We start from the raw sequence: 12,491 nt of genomic DNA, 5'->3' as shown, positions 1-12,491 counted from the left end.
ATAACAGAATACCAATGCTAAAATGATAAAACCATTAACCAAAATGAATGATTATGGAAGCAGAAATGATTGAAAATGACCTCGAAATCTTGTCGCCCGAAATGGTGCGTAAGATGAATGCATACTGGCGGGCAGCCAACTACCTGTCCGTAGGGCAGATATACCTTTATGACAATCCGCTCTTAAAAGAGCCCTTGAAACTCGACCATGTAAAACCTTTGGTGGTGGGCCACTGGGGCACCACGCCCGGACAAAATTTTATTTATGTCCATCTGAACCGGATCATCAAAAAATATGATCTGGACATGTTCTATATCTCCGGTCCCGGTCACGGCGGTCCTGCTATTGTCGGGAACGTGTATCTGGAAGGCAGCTGGAGTGATATTTATCCAAATGTTACCCAGGATGAAGCAGGACTTAAAAAGCTGTTCAAACAGTTCTCCTTCCCCGGAGGAATTTCAAGTCATGTAGCGCCCACAACGCCGGGTTCTATTCATGAAGGCGGTGAACTGGGTTATTCGCTGAGTCATGCTTTCGGTGCGGCTTTCGATAATCCGGGATTGATTGTTGCCTGTGTGGTAGGAGATGGTGAAGCAGAAACCGGGCCACTGGCTACGGCCTGGCATTCCAATAAATTTTTGAACCCGATTACTGATGGTGCCGTTTTGCCCATTTTACACCTGAATGGGTACAAAATCAGTAACCCGACCATCCTGGCGCGTATCGAGCATGAGGAACTGGAACAGTTTTACCGAGGCTGCGGCTGGACGCCGTATTTCGTTGAGGGAGATGATCCCGAAACCATGCATATCCTCATGGCTGAGGCGGTAGAAAAAGCGGTTGTGGAAATTCTTGAAATACAGAGCGGATCAAGCGGAACAACAGGTAGGCCTCGCTGGCCTATGATTATTCTAAGATCACCAAAAGGGTGGACAGGTCCCAAAGAAGTGGATGGTGTTCCCAATGAAGGTACTTTTCATTCGCATCAGGTGCCGATCCTGGTGGATGCAGATCATCCGCAACACGTTCAGCAACTTGAAAACTGGATGAGAAGCTACAAACCAGAGGAATTGTTTGATGAAAACGGAGCACTGTTAGCCGAACTCAAAGAGCTTGCACCTACGGGCGACCGCCGAATGGGATCCAACCCGCATACCAACGGCGGCATGCTGTTACATAACCTGCATATGCCCGACTTTCGTACCCATGCGGTGGATGTAGTAGTGCCTGGCGGGATCATGGGACAGGATACGATGGTGCTCGGGAATTTTATCCGGGATATTGCCAAAGCCAACCAAAGCGAGCGAAATTTCCGGGTTTTTGGGCCGGATGAAACCATTTCCAATTTACTCGGAGCTGTTTTCGAAGTGACAAACCGTCAGTGGGAAGCCAGAGAAGAAAAAAATGATCAATTTCTCGCTCCGCAAGGAGAGGTACTGGATTCCATGCTCAGCGAACACCAATGCCAGGGCTGGCTGGAAGGTTATCTCCTCACAGGTCGTCATGGTGTTTTCAATAGCTATGAAGCGTTTATCAGGATCGTCGATTCCATGTTCAGCCAACATGCCAAATGGCTGAAAGTGACCTCGGAACTGCCCTGGAGGCGTGATATTGCCTCACTGAATTATCTGTTGGCCTCACATGTATGGCAGCAGGATCACAATGGCTTTACCCACCAGGATCCCGGGTTTCTAGACCATGTGATTAATAAAAAAGCCGACATCGTTCGCGTTTATCTTCCGCCGGATGCCAATTGTCTTTTGTCAATCATGGATCACTGCCTGAGAAGCAGGCATTATGTGAATGTGGTCGTTGCCGGTAAACATGCCTTGCCTCAGTGGCTGGATATGCAGTCGGCTATCATTCACTGTACGGAGGGAATCGGGATCTGGCAGTGGGCGAGTAACGACCAGGATGGTGAGCCCGATGTAGTAATGGCTTGCGCCGGTGATACCCCCACGCTGGAACTTTTAGCGGCGGTTTCCATACTCCGGGAGCATTTGCCGGAGCTCAAAATCAGGGTTGTGAATGTGGTGGATCTCATGAAGCTACAATCCGAATCCGAACATCCGCATGGCATGAGCGATCTGGATTATGACTCCATATTCACCAAAAACAAACACATTATTTTCAACTTTCACGGGTATCCGTGGTTGATTCACCGACTAACCTATCGCCGTGCGAACCGGAATTTGCACGTGCGGGGATACAAGGAAGAAGGTACGATCACCACACCTTTCGATCTGCGTGTTCAAAATGAAATTGATCGCTTCAACCTGGTAATTGATGTGATAGACCGTTTGCCGGAACTGGGAAGCAAGGGCGCTTACCTGAAACAACAGCTGAAAGACAAACTGATCGAACATAAGATCTATGTCAATCAGCACGGAAAGGACATGCCGGAAATTCTGAATTGGAAATGGATTGCGGGTTGATGTTATTAAGTGATTGAAATGCAGGGTATTGGAGAGGTTCGTTAGGCGGGCTTTGCTAGTACCCTGTAATGTTTTTTAAGGTATGAAAATGTGAAGCACATGATATTTTATCTGTCTTCCACTTTTCTCTGTAAATTAAATGACTGCCGAAATTCCAATGGTGAAGTTTTCGTCTTATTTTTAAATAATTTGTTGAATGATTGCGAGTGTTCAAAGCCTAAACTGTATGCAATTTCGTTTACCGGCAAATCAGTGGTAGATAACTTCTCTTTTGCCAAATCAATCAACTTGTCGTGTATGAAGGTTTTAGTACTTTGCCCTGTCAACAATTGTAGTAATCGGCTTAGATAATTAGGTGAAATGTTTAGCTGTTCTGCAATGAACTGCACACTTGGAATACCTTTGTCAGCTAAACTTTTCTCGCTGAAATAGGCCGTAATAAAAGTGTCCAACTGGTTGAGAATGCTGTGATTTACCTTTTTTCTGGTAATGAATTGTCTCTGATAAAATCGTTCGGAGTAGGTTAGCAACAACTCAATTTGAGCTATAATTACATTTTGGCTAAAATTGTCAATATTGGTGTGGTATTCGTGTGCAATTTTTTCAATTATTTCTGTAATCAGCATTTCTTCTTTTTCAGAAAGGTGTAATGCTTCATTTACATTATAGTTGAAATATCCGTATTCCTTTATCTTTTTAGAAAGTGGCGTATTCCAAAGAAAATCAGGGTGTATTAATAATAACCATCCGGAATGTTTAAAGTCTTCGTCTGAAGATGCCTGCATGGTTAACACTTGTTTCGGCGACATGAAGTGCATGACTCCTTCATCAAAATCAAAGTCCTGTTGCCCATATTTCATTTTAGCGGTAAAGTTTTTCTTTAGTGCTATAGAATAAAAATTATGAATAATACTACCAGGACAATGATTTGGTTGACGTTTTATATCTTCAAATTTCACCACACTGACCAATGGGTTTTCAGGCTTTGGTAATGCCATAAACCGATGATATTCAGCAATCGTATTAATAGGATGTGGCTTTGGTATATCCATGGTACAGAGATGAATTTATAACCCGAACAATGTTTTTAAACCATTTTTCAGACCTGATGGCTTTCTGCCCAATATGATTTCAAGGTCATTGAAAATGCCTGCTTCCTGATTATGTTTAATATCGGTAATAAAATCAACAATTTTCAGAATCACTGGCTCCGGTAAATTTCTCTGTTTCATCATTCCTTCAAATACATTCGTTTCCACGCTGGTGTATTTTACTGTTTTGCCAGAAAGGTCCGTGAGTGCCGTTGCAATATCGTAAAACGAATAGGCTTTATCACTTGTAAAGTTGTAAATTTTATTTTCAATCTCTTCGCTCAACAGTACATTCGCCATTGCCTCACCGATCTCACTTCTCAAAGCAAATGAAACTTTTCCATCTGCTGCAGGCAGAAATATCCCTCTTTCCAGTGCAATATTTCCGCCAATAAATTGAGGAATAGCATCCATGTACAAAATGTTTCTAAAAATGGTATATTTTAGCCCAGTCGATAAAATATAATCTTCGGTTTCAAAATGCTCGACCATTAATTTATTGGCCAAAGTGTTTCTGTTGTTCAGGCATCTGCTTGTATAGGCAATATGTTTCACTCCTGTTTTTTTGGCCGTATCGATCACATTTCTATGCTCTTGCATTCTGTCTCCCTGGTCTCCTGATGAAATGAGCAAGACTGTATCAACTCCTTCCATTGCATTTTCAAGTGAAACTACATCGTCGTAACTAGCACGAAACGCATTAAAACCTTTTGCTTGAAATTGAACCCTTTTTTCTTCGATCCGTGTAATAATTGAAATTTGGCTTTCAATCATTTTTTTTAATAATGTTTCTATTACAGAACTTCCAAGTTGTCCTGTTGCTCCGGTTACTAATATTTTTTTCATTTTTTTAATTTAAGTTGAGACAAAGGTCTACAACAACTAAAATTTGTTTGTGTCCAAATCTGACTTTGTGTTAATCAAATCTGATTTATGTCATCCGGGGCCAGCCTCACTTCTGGGAAGCAATTCTCCTCATAAATTGACCATGCTATTCCCAAATCCCAGAACTCTCCAAATATGTGATATATGTAACATATTCCCCCTAAGCTGTAACACTTACAGTCCAGGTGATTTTCATCTTTGTATGCCTTTAAATTAATACAACCATAAATTTTACTCCATGACAGAAACTACTTCTCCAAAAACCGGCACGGGTTCCATCTTTGGAAAGATCATTGCTGTAAGGGGAAGCGTGGTCGATGTTTGGTTTGAAACCGATATTCCCGCCATTTACAGCTTGCTTCACGCGGGTAAAAATAATGAGATATCTTTTGAGGTGATGACCCAGCTCGATAGCCATACGGTGCGCTGCATTGCGATGACGGCCACGCAGGGCCTGGCACGCGGAACGTTTGCCGAATACATGGGAAGCGAACTCACCGTACCGGTGGGTGAAAATATCCTTGGACGGATGTTCGATGTCTTTGGAAATACAATTGATAAACTAGAACCAATCCCGAAAGCTGAACGGCGCAGCATCCATCAGTCGCCGCCGCCTTTATCGGACAGGTCTACTAAATCTGAAATATTTGTGACTGGTATTAAAGCGATCGACGTTCTGTTACCCCTGGAAAGGGGTGGGAAATCGGGGCTGCTTGGCGGCGCTGGGGTCGGTAAAACCGTTTTGCTTACGGAGCTGATACACAATATGGTGGGCCAGAATCAGGGCGTCAGCATATTTTGCGGGATCGGAGAACGCTCCCGGGAAGGCCAGGAACTGTACCACGAAATGAAAGATGCCGGTGTGCTGGATGATATGGTGATGGTGTTCGGACAAATGAATGAACCTCCCGGAGCTCGTTTTCGGGTGGGTCACGCTGCTTTAACGATGGCTGAATATTTTCGCGACGATGAGCAGCGGGACGTACTTTTACTGATCGACAATATTTTTCGTTTTATCCAGGCGGGTATGGAGGTTTCGGGTTTAATGGGCCAGATGCCTTCCCGGCTTGGTTACCAGCCCACGATGGGTACGGATCTGTCCAAGCTGGAAGAGCGGATCGCGCATACAAAAACTGGTGCCATTACGTCTATTCAGGCGGTGTACGTCCCTGCGGATGACATGACCGACCCTGCGGCTGTGCATACATTTGCTCACCTTTCGGCATCGATCGTGCTCTCGAGGAAGAAGGCCGGTGAAGGGCTGTATCCGGCCATTGATTTGCTGCAATCGAATTCTAAAATGGCTACTCCAGGTATTATCGGAGAAAGGCATTACCAGCTCGCGCAACAAATCAGGGAGACACTCGCACAATACGAAGAATTGAAAGATATCATCGCCATGCTTGGAATGGAGCAGTTGTCGCCAGCGGATAGGGCGCTCGTGAACCGTGCCCGCAAGCTTGAACGCTTTTTTACACAGCCATTTTTTTCCACCGAAAAGTTTAGTGACCTCAAAGGAAAGGACGTAAGCCTGGAAGATGCCCTGAGCGGCTGCGAACGGATTTTAGCAGATGAATTTAAGGATTTGCCTGAGAACAGTTTTTACATGATCGGCAAAGTGGAAGAGGCAATTGTAAAAAGCCGGGAGAAGGATTCCAGTAAAACAAATAAGGATAAAAAGGAAGAAGTAACAGCCTGATGGTCATGGATAACCAGTTGATGAGCTTGAAAATTCTGCTTCCTTTCGGTGTGTTTTCCGAAATTAATGAAGTGAGCCGGATGGTGATGCAAACCAGCGAAGGCTCGTTTGGGCTGCTGCCGCACAGACTTGATTGCGTGGCGGCATTACAACCTGGCATTTTTAGTTATGAAATAGCCTCCGGTGATACGATATACCTCGCGATTGACGAAGGGATTCTTGTAAAAGCAGGTAACCAGGTGAATCTTTCAGTACGCAATGCCATCTCAGGATTGAGTCTGGGAAACCTTCATGAAGCGGTTCAAAAGCAGTTTTTGGACCTCACGGAAAGCGAAAGAAATGTGCGTTTGGTGATGGCCAAGATGGAGGCGGGTCTGCTTTTAAGTCTGGGGAAATTTTAAAAGGAATCATAATGGAACCTGCCGATCAAAATAATGAAAGTGAATTTAGCAGGAATGTTTCCGAAATGGAAAAGCGAAAGCTGAAAGCGTTGCGCGAAAAGAAGTCGGGCGTTTGGGCTGGTCTGGGCATGTTTGGTATGGTCGGATGGTCGGTAACGGTACCCGCATTACTGGGTGCGGCTGCCGGGATATGGCTGGATAGAAAATTCCCTCAGTCATTTTCATGGACGCTGACCCTTCTTATCGCAGGCTTGTCTGTCGGTTGTGTGATCGGGGGCTACTGGGTTACAAAGGAGGATAGCGAAATGCATAAAAAGAATTGAAACTGATATGAGAGAAATAATAAACGAATATGTTGCCGTGGCATTCCTGGTGGGATTAATATTGGGTGCCCTGTACTTTGGAGGGCTCTGGCTGACGGTAAGGCATATCATGGCCAGCCGTTTTCCTGCTGCCGGTTTTCTTGTGAGCTATATTTTGCGAACTTCCGTAGTCCTTGCCGGATTTTATTATGTCGGGATTGGCGGATGGCAGGGCATGCTGATTTGTCTGGCGGGATTTATCCTGGCACGTTACCTGGTCATTTATGCGACGAAAAGGGAAGACAAAAATGAAAAAATGCAAACCAAATTAGATAAGGTATGAAGCTCAGTCCGGATGAAACGGTATTTTGGGAGTATGGTTTTGTCCATCTCAACCTGACGATCGTCACCACCTGGGTGCTGATGTTTGTGCTGGTGGTGGGCTCTGCCGTTATCACGCGAAATCTCAAATCCGGAATGAAGATCTCACGCTGGCAGTGTATACTGGAAATGGTGGTTACCGGCATCAATGGTCAGATCAAAGAAGTTGGGCTCGACAAACCAGAAAAGTACATTGCTTTTATTGGTACTTTGTTTCTGTTCATTGCAGTTGCCAATGTCTGCATTATTTTTCCCTGGTACGAACCGCCCACTGGTTCGCTTTCGACAACGGCTGCATTGGCGGTTTGTGTTTTTATGGCGGTTCCGTTTTATGGTGTCGGGGCTGATGGCTTCGTTGGTTACCTGAAATCTTATATCGAGCCGACGTTCATCATGCTTCCCTTTAACCTGATCAGTGAAGCTTCACGCACACTTGCCCTGGCCATACGTCTTTTCGGCAATATGATGAGCGGAGGTTTGGTAGTGGCCATTCTGATCTCAATCACACCGCTGATTTTTCCGATCATCATGAGCGCGCTCGGACTGCTGACCGGTATGGTCCAGGCTTATATTTTCAGCATACTGGCAACGGTGTATATCGCCGCCGCAGTCAAAAAACCAGATACAACCGAAAATTAAATAGTTATAAAAATGGATAGTGTTACAATTATTGCAATGGTTTCGATCATTATGGCGGGATTTACAACCAGTATTGGCTGTATGTTCCCGGCCCTGGGGGAGGGGAAATCGGTCGCGACCGCCCTGACCTCTATTGCGCAGCAGCCAGATGCCGCCCCTGTCATCACCAGAACTCTGTTTGTGGGGCTGGCCATGATAGAATCTACGGCCATTTATTGTTTCGTGGTATCCATGATTCTGATTTTTGCCAATCCTTTCTGGAATCACATTATTCTAAAATAGGCAACTATGCAAATTGACTGGTTCACGGTAATAGCCCAGATTATTAATTTTTTTATTCTGGTATGGCTCCTTAGGCGCTTTCTGTACAAACCCATCCTGAGTGCGATAGACGATCGTGAGAAAAAAATCGTTGGTCAGATCCAGGATGCGGAGAACGGGAAAAGTGATGCAAAAAAAGAAAAGGAACTGTTTGTCGAAAAGAATAAAACCTTTGACGAACAAAAAGAACAGCGCGTAAAAGAGTCTGTTGATGCAGTAAAAGCCGAGCGTAAAAAGCAGATGGATCAGGTCGGGAAAGAGGCTGGGGTTGCCCGAGAAGAACATAAAAAGTCCCTGCTCAAAATGCAGGACGATATGGTCAAAACAATTGCAGAGAAGACCCAGAGGGAGGTTTTGCAGATTTCCCGGAAGACGCTGACAGATTTGGCGTCCGTCAGTTTGGAAGAGCAGACCACAGCCGTATTCCTGGAAAAGTTACGTGCCATGAAACCGGAAGAAATCAAGCGGTTTACGCAGGCCTTCAAGTCGGACTCAGATCATGTCCTCGTTGCTACCGCTTTTGAAATATCTTCAGGGTTACAGACCCAAATCCGAAGCGAGGTTGATAAGATGCTTGGCGTTTCGGGAGTTTATGATTTTAAGGTTTTGCCGCAAATTATCAGCGGTGTTGAGCTTTCACTGAATGGCTATAAATTGGCCTGGACGGTCTCTGCCTATCTCGATGCATTGAAAGACGGGGTATCCGAAACCGCGAAGCAAAACGCTGAACCTGTTGTTGAAGAGAAATAATAACGCTGAGGGTTTCACTGCATTTGAGAGGTTTCTTTCAATTGTAGTAAAATCCTTATCTATTCAATACTTAAATAAAACAATATGTTTTCAAGCCAGGCGGGTAAGGCGGTCGATGATGCTTTTGAGTTGCTTGAAAAGAGCAGGGAGAAATATAACTTCGCTTTATCACTCAAAGAAACGGGTGTGATCACCAGCGTTTCGACCGGTATTGTCAAAGTAATCGGCCTGCCTGGTGCAGGATTTGAGGAGTTACTAAAATTCCCAAACGGCCTTTTCGGAATTGCCTACAATCTGGATGCAGAAGAAATAGGCGTCATTTTGCTTGGCGAGGACTCGTTGCTGAATGTAGGAGATCAGGTCGAAAGGACTGGAAGAGTAACTGATATACCCGTTGGAGATGCTTTGATAGGAAGGGTGATCAATCCGCTCGGGGAAGCTGTGGACGGAAAAGGGGAGATCGTTTTCAGCGATCGGTTGCCCATAGAACGGCCCTCGCCTGCAATTATGGACCGGCGCGCCGTGAGTGTGCCTCTGCAAACAGGCATCAAAGTAATCGACGCCTTGATTCCGATTGGGCGTGGGCAGCGTGAGCTAATCCTGGGCGACCGGCAGACCGGGAAAACGGCCATTGCCATCGATGCCATTCTGAATCAGCGGGATAAAAATGTGATCTGCATTTATTGTGCCGTCGGCCAGCGGGCATCATCTGTGGCAAAAGTACGTGCAAACCTGGCGGAGAAGGGGGCCATGGATTATACCGTAATGGTGGTTACAGAAGGTAATAACGCACCCGGGCTCAAATATATTTGTCCATATGCCGCCACCTCCATTGCTGAATATTTTATGGAAAAGGGGCGGGATGTGCTGGTCGTTTATGATGATCTGACCAACCATGCCAGAGCGTATCGCGAGTTATCTCTCTTACTCCGCAGGCCGCCCGGAAGGGAAGCTTTCCCGGGAGATATTTTCTATATTCATTCCAAACTTCTGGAACGCTCTACACGTCTTGATGAAAAATTGGGAGGCGGCTCACTCACTGCATTGCCGATTATCGAGACAGAGGCCCAGAATATTTCAGCCTATATCCCAACGAATCTAATCTCAATTACGGACGGACAAATATATCTTTCTCCAAAACTATTTGAACTGGGCATATTACCAGCCGTTGATGTGGGCAAATCGGTATCCCGTGTGGGTGGTGCGGCTCAGCTACGGACGTATCGGTCCATTGCCAATCTGAAACTTGAATATGCGCAGTTTGAGGAACTGGAAACGTTTTCCCGATTTGGAACCCGGATGGATGACAATACCAAAAAGATCATTGAACATGGTAAACGCATACGTATCTGTCTTAAACAACAAGAGCTCAAACCGATGTCTGTTCCTGAGCAGTTCATTGTGCTATTGACGCTGACCGCTGGTCTTTTGGATACGGTGCCTGAGGATAAAATGCAGGAAGCTCAGAATGCGCTGGTTGAAAGCGTCGATAAAATTCCGGATGATACGCTGAAACGTTTGTTCTCAGACGAAAAACAATCGGATCAGGATCGTCAGGCAATTCTGGATATCGCCGAAGATGTGCTTGGCACTTTTCGGGATCAACCCGAGCAAACCAAAACGAAAGGCTAATGGATACACTGGAAAGTCTTCGAAGGAAAGCTGACGGCGCAGCGGATCTCAAATCTGTCGTCAGAACGATGAAAGCCATGGCTGCGTCCAATATTGGACAGTATGAAACGGCACTGAGTTCACTGAAAGATTACAGCGACAATGTTGTTTTGGGAATTGCAGCCTATCTTGGCAATAACAGACCAGACAGATCTACAATTCCTAAATTGCCGCCAAAAAAGACTCCGAAGCCAATCATTGCCATCGTCTTTGGATCGGATCAGGGCCTGGTCGGTCAGTTCAATGATTCCCTGACAGGTTTTGTTTCAAATAAGCTGAACGAATTACCCGGAGAAAAAAAAGTATGGGCCATTGGGGAACGTGTCGGGTTACTTTTATCCGATGCAGATTTGGAGCCGAAGAAGCTATTTTTGGTTCCGGGTTCGGTTCAATTGATCTCGCCGCTGGTAGGGGAGATTTTGATCAAAATTCATCAGGACTCCGCTGAATTTGAAAACCCCGAAGTTTACATTTTTCACAACCAGCCCAAATCGGATTACGGTTATACCCCCGTGGTTCAAAAGATATTGCCACTGGATGAAAATTGGCTCGACGGTTTTACAAAAACAAAATGGCCGTCAAACAATCTGCCGCAGGTCGTGGGCGATCCGAAGAGAACATTGTCAGCACTTATTCGGGAGTATTTATTTATATCTATATTCAAAGCGTGTGCCGAATCACTGGCCAGCGAAAATGCAAGCCGGCTGCAAGCGATGCAGCGTGCAGAAAAGAGTATTCAGGAATTGGTTGTTGACCTGGGATTTAAATTTAATCGCCTTCGGCAAAGCTCTATTGATGAAGAACTTTTTGATGTCGTATCCGGATTCGAAGCGTTGAAAGATTAGGAATAGGATTGGCGTTTTCTTATTTTATTTATCAGCTGGTCTCCTTCAACCGCTGGAACTGTTAGTTTGCCGACATTTTCTACGCGATAAAAATCAGTTTCTACGGTAGTCAGTTGATTAACCGTCGATAATGGTATAGGAATTTTAGCTTCTGCTCTTTGATCTGGCGCACAGGTTTTTTTTGTGCTGCATACAGGTAGTACAATGTATTATTTTCAGCAATATGAAATTAAAGAAAATTGTTCTTAAGACATTTTCCGGTGCAATCGACGATGATATCCTGATTTTTGGAGGTTATGCTGCTTACTCTTCCCTGCTCGCATTTTTTCCTTTTATTATTTTTATAATGGCCACTGCCAGTTTGTTCGGCAAAGCGGACGCATCTCAAATGCTTATCAACTATGCTTTCAGCTATATACCGCCGAGGATCGTGGATACTGTTACTCCTGTGATCAACAATATATTAGCAAATCGCTCTTCCGGCCTGTTCACACTGGGCGGGCTCGGAACGTTATGGATATCTTCTTCTGGTATTGAGGGGTTACGTATCGGCCTGAACCGCGTGTATGCAATTCAAGAAATGCGACCATTGTGGAAAAGACGCTTACAAAGCATTGTAGTTGTTATATGCAGTGCAATCACTTTTGTTGTACTGGCCGTGATGGTTATTATCTGGCCTCTCCTTACGGATTTTATATCAAAATATATTTCCCTTTCGATGAATTGGTTTAAGCTGATAAACATCCTGCGCTTCCCTTTGGCATTTATTTTATTGGCGTTGATTTTTTCTATTATGTATCGGATACTGCCCAATCACAACAAAAACTGGCGAAAAGTGTCTGCGGGCGCCATCTTCGCCACGATCTTATGGCTGGCGCTTGCGCAGTTGTTTTCAGTTTATCTCGGATATTTTGCAAATTTTGACCTGGCCTATGGCAGTATTGGCGGAGTAATTATTACACTGGTGTTTTTTCAATATTCAGCGACCGTCGTACTTTTAGGGGCGGAGCTAAATGCTGTTCTTGAACAATAAATGCTTGTCAGATTAAAGGAAAGTTGCTAAAAAGGATA

Annotated in this window: 13 protein-coding genes; 11 read left to right on the top strand and 2 right to left on the bottom strand. The window is 44.8% G+C overall.

Annotated elements, in window-relative coordinates; all coding sequences use genetic code 11:
- Positions 1–53 precede the first annotated feature (53 nt).
- Positions 54–2,435, top strand: a complete 2,382-nt coding sequence (locus FDK13_RS21865) for a phosphoketolase family protein (protein WP_137342144.1) — start codon at positions 54–56, stop codon at positions 2,433–2,435.
- 107 nt (positions 2,436–2,542) lie between these two features.
- On the opposite strand, the gene FDK13_RS21860 is transcribed toward FDK13_RS21865, so the two are convergent.
- Both FDK13_RS21860 and FDK13_RS21855 read right to left on the bottom strand, forming a co-directional pair.
- The gene (locus tag FDK13_RS21860; protein ID WP_137342143.1) at positions 2,543–3,487 is read right to left on the bottom strand and encodes a helix-turn-helix domain-containing protein; all 945 of its coding nucleotides are present in this window, start codon (positions 3,485–3,487) and stop codon (positions 2,543–2,545) included.
- A gap of 15 nt (positions 3,488–3,502) precedes the next feature.
- Positions 3,503–4,372 carry an SDR family oxidoreductase gene (locus FDK13_RS21855; protein ID WP_137342142.1) on the bottom strand — a complete coding sequence of 290 codons (870 nt, stop codon included), beginning with the start codon at positions 4,370–4,372 and terminating at the stop codon, positions 3,503–3,505.
- Positions 4,373–4,649: 277 nt separating this feature from the next.
- On the opposite strand from FDK13_RS21855, the gene atpD reads away from it, so the two are divergent.
- The 10 genes from atpD to FDK13_RS21805 all read left to right on the top strand — a co-directional run bounded on the left by atpD (position 4,650) and on the right by FDK13_RS21805 (position 12,453).
- Positions 4,650–6,110: a F0F1 ATP synthase subunit beta gene (atpD, locus tag FDK13_RS21850; RefSeq protein ID WP_137342141.1), complete on the top strand. Its 1,461-nt coding sequence runs from the start codon at positions 4,650–4,652 to the stop codon at positions 6,108–6,110.
- A gap of 5 nt (positions 6,111–6,115) precedes the next feature.
- Positions 6,116–6,511: a F0F1 ATP synthase subunit epsilon gene (locus tag FDK13_RS21845; protein WP_137342140.1), complete on the top strand. Its 396-nt coding sequence runs from the start codon at positions 6,116–6,118 to the stop codon at positions 6,509–6,511.
- An 11-nt stretch (positions 6,512–6,522) separates the two neighbouring features.
- A complete protein-coding gene (locus FDK13_RS21840; protein WP_137342139.1) occupies positions 6,523–6,834 on the top strand; it encodes an AtpZ/AtpI family protein in 312 nt (103 codons plus the stop codon).
- 7 nt (positions 6,835–6,841) lie between these two features.
- Positions 6,842–7,156, top strand: a complete 315-nt coding sequence (locus FDK13_RS21835; protein ID WP_137342138.1) for an ATP synthase subunit I — start codon at positions 6,842–6,844, stop codon at positions 7,154–7,156.
- Entirely contained in the window at positions 7,153–7,833 is a 681-nt protein-coding gene (locus FDK13_RS21830) for a F0F1 ATP synthase subunit A (protein WP_137342137.1), read from the top strand. Before FDK13_RS21835 ends, FDK13_RS21830 begins: the two co-directional genes overlap by 4 nt.
- A 12-nt stretch (positions 7,834–7,845) precedes the next feature.
- Complete coding sequence (locus FDK13_RS21825; protein WP_131955693.1) at positions 7,846–8,115, top strand: F0F1 ATP synthase subunit C; 270 nt, start codon at positions 7,846–7,848, stop codon at positions 8,113–8,115.
- Between the two features lie 6 nt (positions 8,116–8,121).
- Complete coding sequence (locus FDK13_RS21820) at positions 8,122–8,904, top strand: F0F1 ATP synthase subunit B family protein (RefSeq protein ID WP_137342136.1); 783 nt, start codon at positions 8,122–8,124, stop codon at positions 8,902–8,904.
- Between the two features lie 84 nt (positions 8,905–8,988).
- Positions 8,989–10,536 (top strand): alternate F1F0 ATPase, F1 subunit alpha, encoded by a 1,548-nt coding sequence (locus FDK13_RS21815; RefSeq protein WP_137342135.1) that lies wholly within the window; start codon positions 8,989–8,991, stop codon positions 10,534–10,536.
- Positions 10,536–11,420, top strand: a complete 885-nt coding sequence (locus FDK13_RS21810; RefSeq protein ID WP_137342134.1) for a F0F1 ATP synthase subunit gamma — start codon at positions 10,536–10,538, stop codon at positions 11,418–11,420. Before FDK13_RS21815 ends, FDK13_RS21810 begins: the two co-directional genes overlap by 1 nt.
- 223 nt (positions 11,421–11,643) lie before the next feature.
- Positions 11,644–12,453 (top strand): YihY/virulence factor BrkB family protein, encoded by an 810-nt coding sequence (locus tag FDK13_RS21805; RefSeq protein WP_137342133.1) that lies wholly within the window; start codon positions 11,644–11,646, stop codon positions 12,451–12,453.
- The last annotated feature ends 38 nt before the right edge of the window (positions 12,454–12,491 follow it).

This window comes from Dyadobacter frigoris (assembly GCF_005280585.1).
GTDB classification, from domain to species: domain Bacteria; phylum Bacteroidota; class Bacteroidia; order Cytophagales; family Spirosomataceae; genus Dyadobacter; species Dyadobacter frigoris.
This window is presented reverse-complemented; position numbering and strand designations above follow the sequence as displayed.